Here is a 19,410-nt window from a genome sequence, read left to right on the forward strand (position 1 = left end):
CCGCTGACCGCGTTCGGGCAGGAGCAGGCGCGCGCCATGGGCCGCGCCCTGCTGGCCGAGCTGGACCCGCGCCCGACGCTCAAATTCGCCGCCAGCCCGCTCGGGCCGGGCGCAGGCGACGATGCGGCTGATCCGCGGCGAACTGGGCCTGGCGCCGGACGGCTTCGCGACCGATGCCAGGCTCATCGATATCGATCACGGCGATTGGACGGGCCTGACGCCCGAAGAAGTGCGCGCGCGGTTTCCGGAGAATTTCGCCGAGCACACCGGCGGCATGTGGGACGTCGCGATGCAGGGCGGCGAGAGCTATGGCGATCTGGCGGCGCGGGTGCGCAGCTTCCTCGCCGAGGTCCAATCCGACATGGTGACGGTCTCGCACGGCGCGACATCGCAGATGCTGCGGGGATTGCCGGTGGGCATGGACCCGGCGCGCATTATCGCCTTGCCGGAAACGCAGGGCGTGGTGTTCCGCGTGCGTGATAAACTGATCGCGCAACTTCCGGCGCGGTGACCCCCATGGGCCGATTTCCGCGACCTCACCCTCTATGTGATCCGCCATGGCGAGTGCGAGCACAACGTCGCCGGCCGCGCGGCGTCGTGGGACGACTCGCCGCTCACGGCCCGGGGACGCGGCCAGGCGCGCGGCAACGGCGCCCTGCTCGGCGAGATCGCCGGCGATCTCTCCGGTTTCGATTTCTTCGCGAGCCCGCTGCACCGGACCTGCACGACGATGGAGCTGGTGCGCGAGGCGGCCGGCCTGCCGCCCACGGGCTATCGCGCCGACCACCGCCTCATGGAGATCCATTTCGGCGATCACACCTGGATGACGCGCGAAGAGATCGCGAACGTCGATCCGCTGCTGCCCGGCCTCGACGACAAGGACGACTGGGACTATGTGCGCCCGCGCGGCGAAAGCTGGGCGGGACTGCACGAGCGCGTCGCCCGCTTCCTGCCGACGCTCACGCGCGACGCGGTGATCGTGACCCATTACGGCCCGGCGCGGGCGATCCGCGCGCATTATCTCGGCCTTACGCCGGAAGAGACGAAACGCTACAAACCACCGCACGCCGGAATCATGCGATTGTCGCAGGGTACGGAAGCCATCTTCGGCGATTAGGATGTCGTTCAACACCTTCGGCCATCTGTTCCGCGTCACGACCTTCGGCGAGAGCCACGGGCCGGCGATCGGCTGCGTGATCGACGGCTGCCCGCCGGGTATCGCGCTCAGCGAAGCCGACATCCAGGCCGATCTCGACCGGCGCCGGCCGGGGCAATCGAAATTCGTCACGCAGCGGCAGGAGCCGGACACGGTGAAGATCCTGTCCGGCGTGTTCCAGGACGAGCGGATGGCGGCGCAGGTGACGACGGGGACGCCCATCGCGCTTCTGATTGAGAATGTCGATCAGCGGTCGAAAGACTATGGCGAGATCCGCGACAAGTTCCGGCCCGGCCATGCCGACTACACCTATTTCGCCAAATACGGCGTGCGCGACTATCGCGGCGGCGGTCGGCAAAGCGCGCGCGAGACCGCCAGCCGGGTCGCGGCCGGCGCGGTGGCGCGCAAGGTGCTGGCATCGCTCTATCCCGAGGCGCGGGTGCGCGGCGCGCTGGTGCAGATGGGTACGAAGACCATCGACTGCGCGAAATGGGATTGGACGGAAGTGGCGAACAACCCGTTCTTCTGCCCCGACGCGGGCGCGGTCGCTCCGTGGACGGAGTATCTCGAAGGCGTGCGCAAGGCGGGCTCTTCCGTCGGCGCGGTGATCGAGGTGGTGGCGGCGGGCATTCCCGCCGGTCTCGGCGCGCCGGTCTATGCCAAGCTCGACGGCGATCTCGCCGCCGCGATGATGAGCATCAACGCGGTCAAGGGCGTGGAGATCGGCGACGGCTTCGGCGCCGCCGCGCTGACCGGCGAGGAGAATGCCGACGAGATGCGCGCCGGCAATGACGGCAAGCCGCGGTTCCTGGCGAACCATGCCGGCGGCATCCTCGGCGGCATCTCGACCGGCCAGCCCATCGTCTGCCGCTTCGCGGTCAAGCCGACCTCGTCGATCCTGTCGCCGCGCCTGACGGTGGACGTGCACAATGCCGAGACCGACATCCAGACCAAGGGCCGCCACGACCCCTGCGTCGGCATCCGCGCCGTGCCGGTGGGCGAGGCGATGATGGCCTGCGTGCTGGCGGACCATGCGCTGCGCCAGCGGGCGCAGGTCGGCTAACGCCAGCGCGGCATCGCGGCGGCGATTTGTGTGCCGATGGAAAGTTGCGGCTCGGACGGATAGGCCTTGATCTCGGCCTCCTTGCGGCTGACGCAGGCGCGGATCGCGTCGGCCAGGCCGCCGAAATCGCCGACCCCGCCGACGGAATCGAGCCAGCAATTGTCGAAGAAGGTGTAGTGGTCGTTGTCGCCGCAGCCGAAGGACGGCCGGTCGGGGCGCGCCGCCGTCATCACGAAGCGGTTGGGCGCCGCGAGCGCGGGAACGAACACGCCGGAAAAACAGGCGGCGACGAACACCACGGTCGGGCGGCTGCCGCAGGCATTGTCGATCATGGTCGCCATCGGCTCCGGCGCGAAGGTCGTATCGCCCAGCACGATGCCGTCGGGCGAACCATGGCTGGTGAAATAGACGAAGCAGCCGCCCGTGGTGCGGTTCGACAGGTCCCAAAGTTGGTTCGCGATATCCTGCTTGTCGGAAGGCTCGGTGCCCGGATGGATGTCCGGGCGGACGGAGAACTGGATCGTGTTGCCCGGCGAAAAGCCGAGCCGGGCGAGGTCGGCGGCGATGTCGCGCCGGCCGTTGTCGAACACCTCGGACGGCGCGCCGGAATGGGAGTGCCAGTCGCCGGCGACGACGATCGCCGCCCAGTCCGAAAACCCGGCGGCCGAGGCGGCCGACACCGCCAGGGCCGCGCCCAGAACCCCCAGGACAAACGCGAATATCTTCATCAGCGTCCCCACGCTCACCGCCTCGCGCGTTCTCGCGCGAAAGCAGCCACCAGCTCAATATGCGACGACCACAGGAATTGGTCCACGGGGGTGACGGCGCCGATCCGGTAGCCGCCGTCAACCAGGATGCGGGCGTCGCGCGCGAAGCTCGCGGCATCGCAGGAGACATAGGCGAGGCGCGGCACCCTGGCGGCGGCAAGCTGGCGCGCCTGGGCCTCGGCGCCGGCACGCGGCGGATCGAGCACCACAGCGTCGAAGGGCGCCAGCTCCGCCGGGCCCAGCGGAATCTTGAACAGATCGCGGCGCGCCGTCGTCACGGGCTTGAGGCCCGGCGTCGCCCGGGCGGCGGCGGCCAGCGCGTCCAGCATCCCCTGCTCGCGCTCCACCGCATGCACCCGCGCGCCCTCGGCCAGCGGCAGCGAAAAGGTGCCGCAGCCGGAGAAGAAATCGGCGATCGTCTTGGCGCCCCTCACCGCCTCGCGCACGCGGACGACGAGCGCCGCTTCGCCTTCATGCGTCGGCTGGAGGAAGGTGTCGGGCGGCAGCTTCACTGACGCCTTGCCGAGCGTCACGACGGGCGCGGCGCTTTCGAAGGCCATCACGGCGTTCCAGGTGATGCGGACGGCCTTGAGCCCCGGCGCCGCCCTGGCCAGGGCTGCGATGCGGTCCGGCGTGAGCTTGGGCTGGGCGCGGAAGGCGATGTCGAGGCCGTTGTCGGCCTCGGTAACCCGCGCTTCGGCGTCCTGGCCGTCGGCGAGCAAGGTCGGCATGGCCGTCCGCAGCGCCGCCGCGAGGGCGAACAGCGCCGGCGTCAGCACCAGGCATTCGCGCATGTCGACGATGTCGTGGGAGCGCAGCGGATGAAAGCCGATCTCGACCCTGCCGCCCCGCCGCGCGACGTTGAGCACGGCGCGGCGGCGGCTTTGCGGCGGGACTTCGACGATCTCGCCGACCTCGGCTTCGACGCCCTGCTTCGCCAGGGCGCGGACGACCGCGTCGCGCTTGGCGGCGCGGTATTCCGCCTGCGGCACATCCTGGAGCGTGCAGCCGCCGCAAACCCCGAAATGGCGGCAGAGTGCGCTCACATTTTCTTCGCGGCGATCAGGTATTCGCGGTTGCCGTCGCCGCCTTCGATCGGGCTTTCCATGTGGCCGCAGATGGTCCAGCCGGCTTGGTCGGCGATCCAGTCGGCGACGTCCTTGACCGCGGCGTCCCGCGCCTCGGCGTCCTTGACGATGCCGCCCTTGCCGACGGCAAAGCGGCCGACCTCGAATTGCGGCTTGACCAGCGCCACCAGCCAGGCGCCGGAGCCGGCCAGCGACAGCGCCGGCGGCAAAGCGAGCTTGAGGCCGATGAAACTCACATCGATCACGACCGCCATCGGCGTTTCCTTCACCTGCTCGCGCGTCAGCGCACGCGCGTTGACGCCGTCGCAGGCGACGACGCGCTCATCGCGGCGCACCTTGGGATGCATCTGGGCGTGGCCGACATCGACGGCGTAGACCTTCCTGGCGCCGCGTTCGAGCAGCACCTCGGTGAAGCCGCCGGTCGAGGCGCCGACATCGAGGCAGACAGATCCTTGGGCGACAATTCGAACTGGTCCAGGCGGCGACGAGCTTCAGCGCGCCGCGCGAGACGTAAGGATGCGGCTTGACGTATTCGATCTGCGCGTCGGGATCGAGGGTGCGCGACGGCTTGCTCACGATCTCGCCATTGACCTTCAAGCGGCCGGAGCGGATCGCGGATTGCGCTTCGGTACGGCTCTTGGCGTAGCCGTTCTTCACCAGGAACATGTCGGCGCGGAGATCGTCTGTGGATGGCGTGCTCATGGGCTCACTCGGTTAAACGGAAGAAGCCGCCATCCCCACGGCCGCGTCCGATTCTGTTGTCGATTTGCGCCGGCGCAAAGGCCACGTCGCGCGAGCGGGACAATGCAACATAACGACGTCGGACGTCCAGATTATTCGCGCCGATGACCTCTCCCGCTCGTGGGAGAGGTTGTCAGGCGATCTTGCCCGCGGCTTCGGCTTCGCGTTCGCGGCCGAGCGCGTTCAGGGCCGTCGCGACGATCGCCTTGGCGTCGAGGCCGGCGGCTTCGTACATCCGGTCCGGCGTGTCGTGGTCCTGGAACCGGTCGGGCAGCACCATCGGGCGCACCTTGAGGCCGCGGTCGAGCAGGCCTTCCCAGGCGAGGAACTGCATGACGTGCGAGCCGAAGCCACCGATGGCGCCCTCCTCCACCGTGATCAGCACTTCGTGCTCGCGCGCCAGGCGGCGGATCAGGTCGGTGTCGAGCGGCTTGGCGAAGCGGCATCCGCCACCGTCGCCGATAATCCGTAGCCGGACAATTTCTCGGCCGCCAGCAGCGCCTCGGCGAGGCGTGTGCCGTAGGACAGAATCGCGATGGAAGTGCCTTCCTTCCAGATCTTGCCCTTGCCGATTTGGAGCGGCACGCCTTCGAGCGGGCCGCTCGATGGTGCCCCAGCCCTCGCCGCGCGGGTAGCGCAGCGCCGACGGCCGGTCGTCGATCTGGGCCGTGGTCGCGACCATGTGGACGAGTTCCGCTTCGTTGGCGGCGGCCATCAGCACGAAGTTCGGCAAGGTGCCGAGATAGGCGATGTCGAACGAGCCGGCATGGGTGGCGCCGTCGGCGCCGACCAGGCCGGCGCGGTCCATCGCGAAACGCACCGGCAGCGACTGGATCGCCACGTCGTGCACCACCTGGTCATAGGCGCGCTGCAGGAAGGTCGAATAGATCGCGCAATAGGGCTTCATGCCGTCGGCGGCGAGGCCGGCGGCGAAGGTCACGGCGTGTTGCTCGGCGATGCCGACATCGAAGGTGCGTGTCGGAAAGACCTGCTGGAACAGATCGATGCCCGTGCCGGACGGCATCGCGGCGGTGATGGCGACGATGCGGCTGTCCTCTTGGCCTCCATGATGAGGCTCTCGCCGAACACCTTCTGATAGGCCGGCGCCTTGGAGTTGGACTTCTTCTGCTCGCCGGTGATGACGTCGAACTTGGTCACGCCATGATATTTGTCGGCGCTGGCCTCGGCGGGCGCGTAGCCCTTGCCCTTCTTGGTCACGACATGGACGAGCACCGGCCCATTCTTCATGTCGCGGACGTTTTCGAGCACCGGGATCAGGTGATCCAGATTGTGCCCGTCGATCGGGCCGACATAGTAGAAGCCGAGTTCCTCGAACAGCGTGCCGCCGGTGACCATGCCGCGGGGCATATTCCTCGGCGCGGCCGGCGGCGACCTTCATCGGCCGCGGCAGCACGCTCGCGATCTTCTTGCCGAGATTGCGCAGGCCCCGATAGGGCCGGCTCGACACCAGGCGCGCGAGATAGGCGCTCATCGCGCCGACCGGCGGGGCGATCGACATGTCGTTGTCGTTGAGGATCACGATCAGCCGCGCGTCCATCGCGCCGGCATTGTTCATCGCCTCATAGGCCATGCCGGCGCTCATCGCGCCGTCGCCGATCACCGCCACGACATTGTTGCGCTCGCCCTTGAGGTCGCGCGCCACCGCGAAGCCGAGGCCGGCGGAGATCGAGGTCGAGGAATGCGCCGCGCCGAACGGATCGTATTCGCTCTCGCTGCGCTTGGTGAATCCGGAAAGCCCGCCGCCCTGGCGCAGCGTGCGCATGCGGTCGCGGCGGCCGGTGACGATCTTGTGCGGATAGGCCTGGTGGCCGACGTCCCAGATGATCTTGTCCTTGGGCGTGTCGAACACATAGTGCAGCGGCCGTCGTCAGCTCCACCACGCCGAGGCCGGCGCCGAGATGACCGCCGGTCACCGAGACGACGTCGATGGTCTCCTTGCGCAGCTCGTCGGCGAACTGGCGCAGCTCGGTCTTGTCGAGGGCGCGCAACGCGGCCGGGTCGCCAACACGGTCAAGAAGCGGCGTTTTGGTAGGCAAAGCCATGGCAAACTGTTCTCCGCGCGAAAGCGCGCTGTTTTGCATTGCGAAAAAGGTCGGCCTTTTTGGAACTCAAATCAAGCCGATCCGAGGTCTAATGGTTCCGCGCCCGTTGCAGTTCCGCCACCATGGACGATCTTCTCCAGGCGGCTTTCGGCGGCCTTCAGCTTTTTCTCGCAATGCGCTTTCAGCACCTGGCCGCGCTCGTAAAGCGCGATGGAATCCTCCAGATCGACTTCGCCCCTGCTCCAGCCGGGCGACGATCTGTTCGAGTTCCTTGAGCGCGGTCTCGAAACTCAATTCGTCGACCGCGACGGCTTCTGTCTTGGCTTTGCCGACCATGTTTTGTTTTGCTCCCAGCGGGCGCCCGGCTTTGCCCGAAAACCCGAACCGCTTCAACAGGGCGCGTGACGCGTGCGGACCGTGCGTCGGCGGCTTCGATGAGCAGCATGCGTTTAACGTGGCAGCACGCCCGATACACCGACGTTTATATATGGGTGCGATGCAGCAAGGTCGCGCGACCCGGGCTGCCAAAACATCGTCCGCGCGGCTCCGCTCGCGACGGCCGGGGCCTGGATTCTATCAAGCATCGGATCGTCCGCCTTTGGATCAATGGCTTTGCCGGAGAGCTTCTCGATGCCGGCGAGATCGCAGGGCCGAGTTGCACAGTTCCGGGATCGCTGCACGGGGCCGGTTCGCGCGACGCTCATTCGGCACCGGCGCTGCGATCCAGATCTGGTCACGTTTGGCAGGATTTTATTGTAACATATTGATTACAATATAAGAATTTCACTTCATCCTGACCTGATTGCGGCTGGGCATTTCCACAACGGCAAGCCGTTCTGCCTGCCGCTTCCGATCGATTTGAGCCGATGTTGCGACTGCCTCGTCCGGAGGCGGCACGCCAACGCCCGGTCGATCGGATGCATCGAAAGCCATTCCGGACCAAGACGCCCGGAGCGCAGAAATGGGCGCCAGACGGACGTTCGAGTCGAAGCGGCCAAGATGCCACCGTAATCTTGCCGGGGTTATGGTTTATTGCAGGGCAACAAAAACCCGCGTGAAACCAGCCTGCTGTACTTTTATTCCAAGGTGCCTTCGAAGCGTCCAAACAGCTTCAAGAATAGCTCTATGAATTGACACCTAAATGCAACATCCGGCGCGCGAATTACGCGATTCCGCAATTCCGTTTTGACCGTCAAGCGGTTGGGACGTAGCTTTTCTTCAATTGAGGCAAAACCGCGTCATCCGATACGTACGGAACGCGGGCGCGGGGCTGGCCTTCAGCCGAGCATTTTAGCTTCAGGCAACGTCGTTACGACAGAACCAAGGGGGTTCCACCAGTGTTTCAAATATCAAACTCGAACTTGCGCGCAGCGTTGATGATCGGCGCGGCGACCGCATCTGCACTATGTCTCTGGTCACCCGCGAACGCGGAGGAAGTGGAGACGGTGGTGGTGACGGGCTCGCACATCGCGTCGCCCAATCTTCAATCGACCAGCCCGATCATCGAAGCGACCGCCAACGACATCAAGATCCAAGGCGTCACGAAGATCGAAGACCTGCTCAACCAGATGCCGCAGGTTTTCGCCGGCCAGAACGCCACGGTGTCGAACGGCGCGACGGGAACGTCGGAAGTCGATTTGCGCGGCCTCGGTTGCGATCGCACCCTGGTGCTGGTCGACGGTCGCCGCCTGCCCTACGGTTCGCCGCTCGACAGCTGCGCCGACTTGAATCAGGTTCCGACCATTCTTGTCGACCGCGTTGAAGTGCTCACCGGCGGCGCGTCGGCCGTTTACGGTTCGGATGCCGTCTCGGGCGTCGTGAACTTCATCATGAAGAAGGACTTCGAGGGCGTCCAAGTCGACGTCCAATACGGGACCTTCCAGCACGACAACGACTATGACGGCCCGGGCAATGTGCGCTCGGTCATCGCGGCCAAGGCCGCGACGAACCCGACGCAGTTCGCCCTTCCCCCGGATTCGGTCTGGGACGGCGGCGGCAAGCAGATTTCCGCCCTGCTTGGCGTCAACAGCGACAACGGCAAAGGCAACCTGACGGCCTTCTTCACGTGGCGCCAGGACAGCCAGATCACGGAAGCCAATCGCGACTATTCGGCTTGCACCTTCGGCGCGCCGGTCGGGGCGAGCTACACCTGCGGCGGATCGGGCACCAGCTATCCGGGCGAGTTCATCGCGGACAGCGGAGTCTACACGGTCGACAAGACGACCGGCAATACGTTCCGTCCCTACAGCAGCGCCACGGACGCGTACAATTACGGCCCGCTGAACTACTACGAGCGTCCCGACGAGCGCTATTCGGCCGGCGTCATGGGACATTATGAGCTGTCCCCGCATGCCGACGCCTATACGCAGATCTCGTATTCCGACTACCACACGGTTTCGCAGATCGCCCCGGGCGGCGACTTCGGCAACACCGCTTCGGTGAATTGCGGCAATCCGCTGCTCTCCGGTCAGGAAGCCACCACGCTCGGCTGCTCGCCGGCCGACATCGCGGCGAACAACCCCGCCGACCTCTATGTCCTGCGCCGCAACGTCGAAGGCGGTGGTCGTCAGGAAGACATCCGCGATACGTCCTTCCGCGCCGTCGCCGGCGTCAAGGGCGAGATCGACGATGTGTGGTCCTACGACCTCACGGCCAGCTATTCGCTGGTCAATTACACGCAGTCCTCGCTGAACGAATTCTCGTCCGCGCGGCTGCAGAATGCGCTCAACGTCGTCGATGTCGGCGGCGTTCCCACCTGCGAATCGGTGGTGAACGGAAGCGACCCGTCCTGCGTTCCCTACAATGTCTTCTCGATCGGGGGCGTGACGCCGGCTGCCTTGAATTACCTCCAGATCCCGGCGCTTCGCTTCGGTTCGACGCTGCAGCAGTCCTTGACCGCCCAGTTCAACGGCGATCTCGGCCATTACGGCTTGCAGAGCCCCTGGGCGAAGGACGGCATCCAGGTCGCGTTCGGTGCCGAATACCGCATCGACCGCCTGTCCTTCATCACCGACCTTGAAAACCAGACCGGCGACATCGCCGGTTCGGGCGGCGCGGCGATCGGCATCTCCGGCGCGACGCATGTGGCGGAAGGTTACGGCGAAGCCAGCATCCCGCTCGTGCAGGATGCGTTCCTGGCGCAGTCGATCTCTCTCGAGCTCGCCATGCGTTATTCGTCCTATGACTCGATCGACGCCACGACCTACAAGATCGGCGCCGACTGGGCCCCGACGGACGACATCCGGTTCCGCGGCAGCTTCGACCGTGCCGTTCGCGCGCCGAACGTCATCGATCTGTTCCTCGGGCAGGGTTTCAACCTGTTCGATCAAGGCTCCGATCCCTGCGGTCCGACGCCGAATGGTCATGGCGGCTTCAACGCGCCGACGGCGTCGCTGGCAGCCTGTCAGAGGACGCCGGGTGCGGGCTCCGCGCCGTGGTACAACACCGCGCTGCTGAACAGCCCGGCCAATCAGTACAACTTCCAGCAGGGCGGCAATCTGAACCTCGGCGCCGAAAAGGCCGACACGTTCACCGTCGGCTTCGTCGCCACCCCGACCTTCCTCCCCGGGTTCACGGCCTCGATCGACTATTTCGACATCAAGCTGCGTAACGCGATCTCCGCTCTCGATCCGACCGCGATCGAGGATTCCTGCTACACCGACAACGTCGCGGCGAGCTGCGCGTTGATTCACCGCAATCCGGGTAACGGATCGCTGTGGATCGGCAGCGGCTTCGTCGACTCTCGCAACACCAATATCGGTGGCGTGAGGACGTCGGGCATCGACTTCTCGGCCGCCTATGCCCTCGACCTCACCGATGTGGGCTGGGACAAGGTCGGCTCGCTGTCGTTCAGCCTGAACGGGACCTACCTGAACACGCTGACGACCGACACCGGCTTGGGAGGTTCCTCGGCGATCTATAGCTGCGTCGCCCGCTTCTCCAGCAATTGCGGCACGCCGAACCCGGCATGGCGTCACATCTTCCGCGTGGGCTGGACGACGCCTTGGGACGACATCGTGCTCACCGGCACGTGGCGTTTCTTCGGCGGCGTGAAGGAGTTCGGCGTGGCGGATCTGTCGGTGCTCGGAACGCGCCTGGGGGCACAGAACTACTTCGACCTCCAGGTCGCGGCTCCGGTGATGACCGGCGCGACCATCCGGCTCGGTGTCAACAATCTGTTCGACACCGATCCGCCGCTGACCAATGCCATCGGCACGACCGGCAACGGCAACACGTTCCCGCAGAGCTACGACTCGTTCGGTCGTTATCTCTTCGCGGACCTGACGGTCGACCTGTAGTAGACGCAGGGTTGAAAAAATCGGCGGCGGACTTCGGTCCGCCGCCTTTTTTTTGCCCGGCGGCGAAACTCCCGGCGTTGGGCGGGCGGGCGATTTGTGCGAAACTCGGGCATGTCCCGCAACACCGTGTCTCGAAGCAGTTTTCGTCCGCGCGGAGGACGGCCGCCTCTTCCCGGCGCGGCGCCCTGGCCGTGACGCCGCCCGCCGCGGTGCGGCGCCTGCTGCACGAAGCGCAAGCGCTGCAGAAGGCCGGCCGCGCCGGTGAAGCCCTTGCCGCCTATGAAAGGCTGCTGGCCCAATGGCCAGCCTTGCCGGATAGCTGGTTCAACCTCGCCGTCCTGCAGCGCCGGGCGGGCCGCTTCGACGCGGCCCTGGCCTCCTATCAGCGCGCCCTCGACCATCGCGTCGCGCGGCCCGAGGAGGTCCATCTCAATCGCGGCGTGATCTATTCGGACCATCTGCGGCGCGAGGACGCCGCGATGCGCGAGTTGAACACCGCCCTCGCGCTCAATCCCGGCTACGTTCCCGCGCTGCTCAATCTCGCCAATCTCCACGAGGATCGCGGCGAGCGGGAGGCCGCGCAGGCGCTCTACACGCGGATCCTGGCGCGCGAGCCCGGCCATGCGACCGCGCTGGCGCGTTATGCCGGCCTCAAAACGGTCACGGACGCCGGCGATCCCCTGATCGCGACCCTGAAGCGGACGCTGGAGCAGCCGGGGATCGCGCCGGCCGACCGGGCCAGCCTCGGCTTCGCGCTCGGCAAGGTGCTGGACGATTGCGGCGCGTATGACGCAGCGTTCGAAGCCTATGCCGCGGCCAACCGCGACAGCCGCGCCGGCGCCGCCGGCGGCGCGCCCGTCTACGACCGGCGCCGGCACGAGGAGTTCATCGGCGACATCATCGCGACCTTCAGCGCCGAGCGGGTGCGCCGGCTGGCGCGCGACAGCGCCGGCGCAGCGCCGATCTTCATCTGCGGCATGTTCCGCTCGGGCTCGACCCTGACCGAGCAGGTGCTGGCAGCCCATCGCGGCGTCACCGCCGGCGGCGAGCTCAACCTGCTGCCGGCACTGGCGCGCACCGAACTGGCGCCGTTTCCGGCGGCGCTGAAGGCGACCGACGCGGCGGCGATCGCGGCGCTGGCGGAGCGCTACCGCGCGCATCTTGCGGCCCTTTTCCCGGGCGCGGACCGCGTCACCGACAAGCGGCCGGACAATTTCCTCTATATCGGCCTCATCAAGTGCCTGTTCCCCGGCGCCAGGATCGTCCACACGGTGCGCGAGCCGCTGGACAATTGCCTGTCGGTCTTCTTCCTCCATCTCGATCACGGCATGAGCTACGCGCTCGACCTGATGGATATCGGGCATTACTACGCCCAATACCGGCGCCTGATGGCGCATTGGCGCTCGCTGTTCGGCGCGGACATCCTGGATTTCGATTACGACGCCCTGGTGCGCGATCCCAGGCCGTCGGTCGAAAGCCTGCTGGCATTCTGCGGCCTGGACTGGGACGAGAACTGCCTGTCCTTCCATCGCCTGCGCAACGCGGTGAAGACCGCGAGCGTCTGGCAGGTGCGCGAGCCGCTCTATGCCCGCTCGTCGGGGCGCTGGCGCAACTACGAGAGGCAGCTTGCGCCGCTGCGGGACTATCTGGCGGCCCGGAATATCTGAAAAGACGTCAGGCCGCGCCGTCGTAGAATCGATAGAAGCCCGAGACCAGGGCGGCCGCGGCGGCATGCTCGGCCTCGTCGAGGAACGGATTCCACACATTGAAGATCATGATGACCCGCAGCTGGTCGCTGTCGTTCCAGGCCTCGTGCTCGATGGTGTCGTCGAACACCCAGGCTTCGCCCTCCTTCCACGCGCGCGTCTCGCCGCCGACCCGGAAGTGGCAGCCGGGCGGGATGATCAGCGGCAGATGCACCACCGCCCGCGCATTGGAGATTCCGGCATGGGGCGGAATGCGCGTATGCGGATCGAGCGCGGAGAACAGCACGCAGGGTTCGCCGCCCGGGATCCGCGCCAGCGGCACCGCCTCCATCGCCGCCACGGTGCGCGGGCACAGGGCGCAGTTCTCTTCCACCCGCGCTCCGTCCTTCCACAGGAACAGCGCGCTCCAGCGCGGCGAATTGTTGAGTTCGGCCCACTGGTGCAGCGGCGCGCCGGCGCCGTATTGCACATAAGGAGCGAAGCCTTCCCGCTTGGCGCGCAAAAGCCCCAGCAATTCCTCCCGGATGGCGTCGGTCGCCGCCTCGACCGTCGCGAGCCAGGGAAAAAGCGCGCGGTCGAAATAGGGGATCGCCGGCAGGCGCGGGATGTGGAACAGGCTGGCTTCGGATTTGTAGATCTTGCCAGCGCCGACCAGCGCGGCCCGGGCTTCGTCCATGCGCCGCGACGCGGCGACGGCGCCGACGTCCTTGAGCCTTGCTTCCAAAAATTCGTCCAGGGCTTTCGAGGTCTGCGCCACCACCGTCCGCGCGTGATCCAGCCGCGCCCGCACGTCGGCGACCAGCTTGTCCTCGGGCGGCGCGATCTTCAGGACGTTGGCATAGATGCGCGCCGCCTGGCGCGGATTTCCGGACCGTTCCTGCAGGTCGCCCTGCGCCAAAAGGGCCAGGAAGCAATAGGGATCGGCCGCCAGCGAGCGCTGGAGCGCCGCCATCTCCGCCGGCGCATCGCCGAGCGCGCGATAGGCGAAGGACAGGTTCAGCCATGGGATCGGATCTTTCGGCGCCGCCGCCGCCGCGGCGCGCTTCAGCAGCTCCGCGGCGCCGCGCGGATCGCGCAATTGCAGCCGCCGCTGACCGAGAAAAAGCAGCGCCCGCGGATCGTCCGGCGCCAGATCGAGAACCTGGCGCCACAGCCGCTCGGCATTGTCGAACGCGCCGCGCGCCATCGCGTCATAGGCCGCGCCGGCCAGCCCGGTAATCCGTCCGTCCGCCATGCCGTGATTTCCGCTCCCGCGCGACCCCGCGCGAAATATGGGACAAAACATGTATCCAGGCGACAAATAGTTTTAGCATAGGTTCGATGGTTGATGGTGCCGTCCAAGCAAAGCGACATTCCCATGCTGTCTTCTTCGACCGATCCGCGCGCGCTGGCGATGTCCGCGACGCAGGCCCTGCAGCGCGGCGATGCCGCGGCGGCGCGGGAGCTGTTCCAGCGCGCCGTCGCCACCGGGCAGCCGGATGCCTCCGTCCTGCTCGGGCTCGCCCTCGCCTGCCGCCAGCTCAAGGCGCGGGACGAGACGCTGGCGGCCCTCGACAAGGTCCTGGCGCTCGAACCGGCCAGTCTTCAGGCGCTGCTGATGAAGGGGGATCATTTCCTCGAAGAGGGCGACAGCCAGGCCGGCATCGCGTTCTACCGGATGGCGCTGCGTTCGGCGCCGCCGGCGGCGCGGCTTCCGGCCGCGCTGCAGGGCGAACTGCGCCGCGCCCAGCAGGCCTGCGAGGAGCATGCGCGAAAATACGAGGCCTATCTGCAGCACCGATTGGCCGAACACGGCTTCGACCCGGAGCGCTCCAGCGGCCGGTTCGCCCGGTCCGTCGATCTGATGACGGGAAAGCGGCGGATCTACTACCAGCAGCCGCATCACTATTACTTCCCCGAACTGCCGCAGATTCAGTTCGGCGATCCGAGCCAATTTCCGTGGCTGCCGGCCGTCGAGGCGGCGGTGCCCGACATACGTTCGGAGTTGCTGGAGGTGCTGGGCGGGCCGGAGGCGTTCGCGCCCTATGTCGAAAGCTATCGCAACCGGCCGAAGGCCGACACGACGGGCACCATGGGCAATCCCAACTGGTCCGCGTTCTTTCTGTGGAAGGCGGGCGAGATCGTTCCGGAAAACGCGGCGCGCTGTCCCAAGACCGTGCGGGCGCTCCAGGACCTGCCGTTCTGCCGCATCGCGGGGCGGTCGCCCTCGGTGCTGTTTTCGCTGCTGCGGCCCGGCGCGCGGATTCCGCCCCATCTGGGCATGATCAACACCAGGCTGATCTGCCATATCCCGCTGATCGTGCCGGAAAATTGCGGCATCCGGGTCGGCAACGAAACCCGGACCTGGACCGAGGGAAAGGCGCTCCTGCTCGACGACACGATCGAGCACGAGGCCTGGAACAACAGCGACAAGCTCCGCGTCGTCCTGCTATTCGACGTGTGGAAGCCGGAACTGACCGAGGAAGAACGCGCTTTGGTGGTGGCCGCGATCGAAGCCGTCGACAGCTATGGCACCAAGCGGCCCTGGCGCGACTGACCGCGCCGGCGGTCAGCGCGGCAGGTTGGTCGCGCGCAGTTCCACCCCGCCGCGCGGCAATTCGTTGACCGTGCCGACCACCGCGCGCACCGGCGCCGCGTCCATCAGCGAGACGAAATTCTCCACCGCCCGGACCGCCGTGGGCGTGCCGCCGAGGAGCGCATCGATCGCCTCGAACAGGCCCTTCTTGCGCGGATAGAGGCGGAACGCGACCCGGTCGCCCGGCGCGATGCCGGCCAGCTTCTTGGCGCTGTCGGTCGCGGTCCAGAAGCCGCCGAGATCGTCGACCAGCCCGTTGCCGCGCGCGTCGGCGCCCGACCAGACGCGGCCCTTGGCGATGTCCTGCACCTTGGCCAGCGGCAGCTTGCGCCCGGCGGCGACCTTCTGCGTGAAGTCGGCATAGATCGCGTCGGCCTCGCGGTTGAGCGCGGCGAGCTGGTCGTCGGTGTAGGGCTGGAACATCGAATTGTACAGCGCGTTGTGGCCGATGCCGATCGTGTCGGCGCCGACGCCGGCCAGCGCCAGGCTGCGCTGGAACGAGATCTTGCCCGTCAGCACGCCGATCGAGCCGGTGATCGTGCCCGGCTCCGCCACGATGCGGTTGGCCGAGGCCGAGATGTAATAGCCGCCCGAGGCCGCGACGCCGCCCATGCTGACGACGACCGGCTTGCCGGCCTTCTGCGCCTTCTTGACCGCGTCGAGGATCTGGTCCGACGCCGTGACCGAGCCGCCGGGCGAGTCGACGCGCAGGATGATGGCGCGCACGTCCTTGTCCTGGGCCGCGGCGCGGATCGCCTTGGCCATGTCGTCGCCGGCGATGACGTCGCTGTTGCCGCCGGCGCCGCCGTCGAGGATCTCGCCCGAGGCTTCGATCAGGGCGATGCGCGGGCCCGAGCCGAAACCGGCATCGTCGTGCTGGGCACGGACGAATTTGGCGAGCGGCACGACCTTGGCGCCGTCGCCGGCACGCGCCAGCGCCGCGTTCTGCGCGTCGTCGTCGAAGCCGATCTGGTCGATCAGGCCGCGGGCGCGCGCGTCCTCGCTGAATTGCGGGCTGGCTTCGAGCGCGGCGACCATCCTGACCGGTGTCAGGCGGCGCGCCTGCGCGGCGCCGGCGACGGCGGTGTCGTACCAGGATTGCATCAGCCGCGTGGTCTGCACGCGGTCGGCCGGCGTCATGTTCTTTTCCATGAACTCGTCGGCGGCGCTCTTGTAGTCGGAGCGTTTGACGATCTGCGGCTCGGCGTTGATCTTGTCGAGCAGGCCGCGCAGGAAGAGCTGGGTGCCGCCCTCGCCCGCGGCGGTGAACGGCGCGCGCGGCTGCATCCAGATCTGGTCGGCATTGGCGGCGGTCAGGTAGTCGCCGAGGCCGGCGGCGTCGAAGCCCTGGGCATGGGCGATCACGAACTTGCCGCTGGCGCGGAACTTCTTCAGCGCCGTGCCGATCTCCTCGGCCTGGGCGATGGGAAGATTGGCGGTGCCGATGCGCAGCACGACGCCCTTGACGCGCGGATCCCGCTCGGCGGCGTCGAGCGCCAGGACGGTGTCCATCACCGTCACCGGATGGGTCTCGAAATCGAAAGTGGAGTTCACCGAATCAGCCAGCGGCGCGCGCAGGTCGAGCGCCAGCACCATGTTTCCCGGCAAGCCGTCGCCCCGGACCAGCCCGACGACGATGAGCACGACGAACAGGAGCACGACGAACACCGCGAATTTCGCGACGCCGTTGAGCACGCCGAGCCCGATGGACCCGATCCAGCGCAAGAATGCGACCATGAGCAAACCTTCCCGTGTCCTGCTTTAGGGCACTATATATGGGCGCGGGATTAAGGAAGGCCAATGACGGTGCGGAAAATACGGCCGCGACGCGATTAATTGCCTGGAATCCCTCCGGAAACGGGGTTTGCCTAGTACCGCAGGCCGATCGTCAGCAGGTTCTGGCTGAAGGCGAACCAGACGGCGGCGAGCGCCGCCAGCGCGATCAGGAGGTCCGTGGCCTTGGTCCACCAGGGCCGGGCGCGGTCGCCGATGGCGGTCGCGAACTCGGCCAGCGGAACCACCGTGCCGACGACGCCGGCCACGCCCAGGACCTGAAGCCCGCGGAACAGCCAGTCGATGGCGGGGGGCCAGCTCGCGAGACTGCCGGACAGCACCGTGAAGGCGACCGGAAAGCCCGCCAGGAATATCAGATCGATCAGCGCCACGACGCGGGTGAGGCGGTAGAGCAGCCGCGCCCGGCCGGCCAGCGCCAGCGGACGGTCATAGCGCCAGCGCAGCACCGCCTTCACCGGCCAGAAGACGACGGTCAGCGCCAGCATGACGACCGTGAAGACCAGCAGATAGAAATTCCACGCCGCGGCGGTAAGCCCGGCGGGCTGCAGCACCATGATCGGGCCGGTATCCTCCATGCCGATCTGGTCGACCGCGCCGTCCTTCAGCTTCGCCTGGATCAGGCTCTTGCCGTTCACCTCCTGCCAGACGAAGGGCCGCACCTCGCGCCAGCGCTTGGGCGTGCCCGCGGGATTCACCAGGAGGGGAACCGTCAGCGTGTTGTCGGCGTTGAGCGAAATCGTCATCGGCTGGAAGATGTTGAGGACGCGCCCGAAGGTCGCGTCGCCGCGGCGGCTGACGATATAGTCGCCGACGAGCCTGGCGCCGTCGGCCCTGGCGGTGGCGAGCGTCGCGGCCGGCTTGGTTTTCGGCGCCGGGAAATAGCGGTTCATGAATTCGCGCATGAAGCCGCGGCGGATGATCGACACGGCGCGGCCCTCGCCCGCGCTGTTCAGCGAGATGAACACGCCGGTGTCGGCGTCGAGGATCAGTTCCAGGTCGGAGTGGAAGACGCCGGTGTCGCCGCCATGCGCGACGATGCGGTGGCCGTTGATGTCGTCGTGATAGAAGCCATAGGCCATCGGCGACAGCGCCGGGAACGGGCGGAAGGCGATGCCGTGCATCTTGACCGCCATCCGCGGCGACAGGATGCGACCGGCGCCATAGGCGCCGTCATGCAGATGCGCGATCATAAAGCGCGCGATATCGCCGCCGCTGGCGGACAGGCCGCCGGCCGGCGTCATGGAGATCATCTCGAACGGCGTCGCGGGCCCCGAGGCCAGCGTGTAGCCCTTGGACATGTCGGCCGCGAGCACCGGCGGCAGCGGCTGCACGAAGCTCGCATGCGTCATGCCGAGCGGCGCGAAGATGTGGCGCTGGACATAGTCCTCGAACTTTTCGCCCGAGACGCGCTGGACGATATAGCCGGCGAGCGTGGCGCCGTAATTGGAATAGGCCGGCACCTCGCCGGGCGCGAAGATGCGCCGCGGCAGCGCCTCCTTCACCACGCGGTCGAGCGCCTCGACGGATTTGGGATTGCCGATCAGCAGCGGGCGGAAGGTTTCCTCGAAGCCCGCCGTGTGCGTCATCAGTTCGCGCATCGTGACGGGCTTGCCGAAAGCGGGCGGGATCTTGAAATCGAGATAGGTGTTGACGTCCGCGTCGAGGTCGAGCTTGCCGGCATCGGCGAGCTGCATCACCGCCGTCCAGATGAAGAGCTTTGAGATCGAGCCGGGGCGGAACAGCGTGCGCTCCGGATCGACCGGCGCACGCGTCGCGGTGTCGGCGACGCCATAGCCCTTCTCGAACAGCACCTGGCCGTCCTTGACCACCACCACGACCGCGCCGGCGATATTGCCCTGGGCGATGCCGAGCGGGACGAGGCCGTCCGAGAAGGCTTCGACATCGGTCCGGGTCAGCGCCGCGCCGGCCGGGGCGGTGTCGTCTTGCGCGAAAGCCGGCGCCACGGCGAGGCCGAACGCCAGCGCCACCCACGGTATCGATCTCATCGCCTGTCCCCTCGCCGCGCGGCCCCGTTGTCGCAACAGTCGAGATGGGCCTTCAAAGCGGCGAAACCAGTGGCACGCGGGCAACAGCTTCCCTAAAATCCATCGACTCAGACGAAAAACGAGCCGCCCCGCGGCTCCAGGGAAACGGTGCCG

15 protein-coding genes and 4 pseudogenes are annotated in these 19,410 nt (G+C 67.1%); 6 read left to right on the top strand and 13 right to left on the bottom strand.

Going from position 1 to position 19,410, the window contains the following annotated elements; all coding sequences use genetic code 11:
* Positions 1–115 precede the first annotated feature (115 nt).
* The 3 genes and pseudogenes from WDM86_20470 (at position 116) to aroC (ending at position 2,219) form a co-directional block, all read left to right on the top strand.
* Positions 116–511 (top strand): annotated as a pseudogene (locus tag WDM86_20470) (histidine phosphatase family protein).
* 36 nt (positions 512–547) lie between these two features.
* On the top strand, positions 548–1,117 hold the full coding sequence (locus WDM86_20475; protein MEI9992398.1) for a histidine phosphatase family protein: 570 nt from the start codon (positions 548–550) through the stop codon (positions 1,115–1,117).
* 1 nt (position 1,118) lies between these two features.
* Complete coding sequence (gene aroC, locus WDM86_20480; GenBank protein ID MEI9992399.1) at positions 1,119–2,219, top strand: chorismate synthase; 1,101 nt, start codon at positions 1,119–1,121, stop codon at positions 2,217–2,219.
* Here aroC and WDM86_20485 read toward each other — a convergent pair.
* From WDM86_20485 to WDM86_20530, 10 genes and pseudogenes are all read right to left on the bottom strand, one after another.
* Positions 2,216–2,947 (bottom strand): C13 family peptidase, encoded by a 732-nt coding sequence (locus WDM86_20485; GenBank protein ID MEI9992400.1) that lies wholly within the window; start codon positions 2,945–2,947, stop codon positions 2,216–2,218. The two genes, aroC and WDM86_20485, sit on opposite strands and share 4 nt — an antisense overlap.
* Positions 2,948–2,961: 14 nt before the next feature.
* Positions 2,962–4,032 carry a hypothetical protein gene (locus WDM86_20490; GenBank protein ID MEI9992401.1) on the bottom strand — a complete coding sequence of 357 codons (1,071 nt, stop codon included), beginning with the start codon at positions 4,030–4,032 and terminating at the stop codon, positions 2,962–2,964.
* Positions 4,029–4,538 (bottom strand): TlyA family RNA methyltransferase, encoded by a 510-nt coding sequence (locus tag WDM86_20495; GenBank protein ID MEI9992402.1) that lies wholly within the window; start codon positions 4,536–4,538, stop codon positions 4,029–4,031. Before WDM86_20495 ends, WDM86_20490 begins: the two co-directional genes overlap by 4 nt.
* Before the next feature lie 410 nt (positions 4,539–4,948).
* Positions 4,949–5,200, bottom strand: coding sequence for a transketolase C-terminal domain-containing protein (locus tag WDM86_20500; protein ID MEI9992403.1), 252 nt, complete (start codon positions 5,198–5,200; stop codon positions 4,949–4,951).
* Between the two features lie 26 nt (positions 5,201–5,226).
* Positions 5,227–5,400 carry a transketolase C-terminal domain-containing protein gene (locus WDM86_20505; GenBank protein ID MEI9992404.1) on the bottom strand — a complete coding sequence of 58 codons (174 nt, stop codon included), beginning with the start codon at positions 5,398–5,400 and terminating at the stop codon, positions 5,227–5,229.
* Between the two features lie 94 nt (positions 5,401–5,494).
* Positions 5,495–5,839: pseudogene (locus WDM86_20510) on the bottom strand (1-deoxy-D-xylulose-5-phosphate synthase).
* On the bottom strand, positions 5,752–6,183 hold the full coding sequence (locus WDM86_20515) for a 1-deoxy-D-xylulose-5-phosphate synthase N-terminal domain-containing protein (GenBank protein MEI9992405.1): 432 nt from the start codon (positions 6,181–6,183) through the stop codon (positions 5,752–5,754). Before WDM86_20515 ends, WDM86_20510 begins: the two are co-directional and overlap by 88 nt.
* Positions 6,184–6,244: 61 nt before the next feature.
* Positions 6,245–6,685, bottom strand: a pseudogene (locus WDM86_20520) (1-deoxy-D-xylulose-5-phosphate synthase N-terminal domain-containing protein).
* A gap of 67 nt (positions 6,686–6,752) precedes the next feature.
* Positions 6,753–6,917, bottom strand: a pseudogene (locus WDM86_20525) (hypothetical protein).
* A gap of 27 nt (positions 6,918–6,944) precedes the next feature.
* A complete protein-coding gene (locus WDM86_20530; protein ID MEI9992406.1) occupies positions 6,945–7,214 on the bottom strand; it encodes a hypothetical protein in 270 nt (89 codons plus the stop codon).
* Positions 7,215–8,326: 1,112 nt separating this feature from the next.
* Between WDM86_20530 and WDM86_20535 the strand changes: the two genes are divergently transcribed.
* A complete protein-coding gene (locus tag WDM86_20535) occupies positions 8,327–11,176 on the top strand; it encodes a TonB-dependent receptor (protein ID MEI9992407.1) in 2,850 nt (949 codons plus the stop codon).
* A gap of 191 nt (positions 11,177–11,367) precedes the next feature.
* The gene (locus WDM86_20540; GenBank protein MEI9992408.1) at positions 11,368–12,843 is read left to right on the top strand and encodes a sulfotransferase; all 1,476 of its coding nucleotides are present in this window, start codon (positions 11,368–11,370) and stop codon (positions 12,841–12,843) included.
* A gap of 7 nt (positions 12,844–12,850) precedes the next feature.
* On the opposite strand, the gene WDM86_20545 is transcribed toward WDM86_20540, so the two are convergent.
* Entirely contained in the window at positions 12,851–14,116 is a 1,266-nt protein-coding gene (locus WDM86_20545; GenBank protein MEI9992409.1) for an aspartyl/asparaginyl beta-hydroxylase domain-containing protein, read from the bottom strand.
* A gap of 123 nt (positions 14,117–14,239) precedes the next feature.
* On the opposite strand from WDM86_20545, the gene WDM86_20550 reads away from it, so the two are divergent.
* On the top strand, positions 14,240–15,418 hold the full coding sequence (locus WDM86_20550; protein MEI9992410.1) for an aspartyl/asparaginyl beta-hydroxylase domain-containing protein: 1,179 nt from the start codon (positions 14,240–14,242) through the stop codon (positions 15,416–15,418).
* Between the two features lie 12 nt (positions 15,419–15,430).
* Here WDM86_20550 and sppA read toward each other — a convergent pair whose 3' ends face one another.
* Together sppA and WDM86_20560 are read right to left on the bottom strand one after the other, a co-directional pair.
* Complete coding sequence (gene sppA, locus WDM86_20555; GenBank protein ID MEI9992411.1) at positions 15,431–17,194, bottom strand: signal peptide peptidase SppA; 1,764 nt, start codon at positions 17,192–17,194, stop codon at positions 15,431–15,433.
* Between the two features lie 131 nt (positions 17,195–17,325).
* Positions 17,326–19,257: a serine hydrolase domain-containing protein gene (locus WDM86_20560; GenBank protein ID MEI9992412.1), complete on the bottom strand. Its 1,932-nt coding sequence runs from the start codon at positions 19,255–19,257 to the stop codon at positions 17,326–17,328.
* Between the last annotated feature and the right edge of the window lie 153 nt (positions 19,258–19,410).

It is taken from the genome of Rhizomicrobium sp. (genome assembly GCA_037200045.1).
In the GTDB taxonomy this organism is placed as follows: Bacteria; Pseudomonadota; Alphaproteobacteria; order Micropepsales; family Micropepsaceae; genus Rhizomicrobium.

Excerpts from the sequence above, each read along its gene's own strand:
- WDM86_20515 (MEI9992405.1), bottom strand. The coding sequence starts at position 6,183 with ATGCCCCGCGGCATGGTCACCGGCGGCACGCTGTTCGAGGAACTCGGC.
- sppA (MEI9992411.1), bottom strand. The coding sequence starts at position 17,194 with ATGGTCGCATTCTTGCGCTGGATCGGGTCCATCGGGCTCGGCGTGCTC.
- WDM86_20530 (MEI9992406.1), bottom strand. The coding sequence starts at position 7,214 with ATGGTCGGCAAAGCCAAGACAGAAGCCGTCGCGGTCGACGAATTGAGT.
- aroC (MEI9992399.1), top strand. The coding sequence starts at position 1,119 with ATGTCGTTCAACACCTTCGGCCATCTGTTCCGCGTCACGACCTTCGGC.
- WDM86_20545 (MEI9992409.1), bottom strand. The coding sequence starts at position 14,116 with ATGGCGGACGGACGGATTACCGGGCTGGCCGGCGCGGCCTATGACGCG.
- WDM86_20485 (MEI9992400.1), bottom strand. The coding sequence starts at position 2,947 with ATGAAGATATTCGCGTTTGTCCTGGGGGTTCTGGGCGCGGCCCTGGCG.
- WDM86_20560 (MEI9992412.1), bottom strand. The coding sequence starts at position 19,257 with ATGAGATCGATACCGTGGGTGGCGCTGGCGTTCGGCCTCGCCGTGGCG.
- WDM86_20550 (MEI9992410.1), top strand. The coding sequence starts at position 14,240 with ATGCTGTCTTCTTCGACCGATCCGCGCGCGCTGGCGATGTCCGCGACG.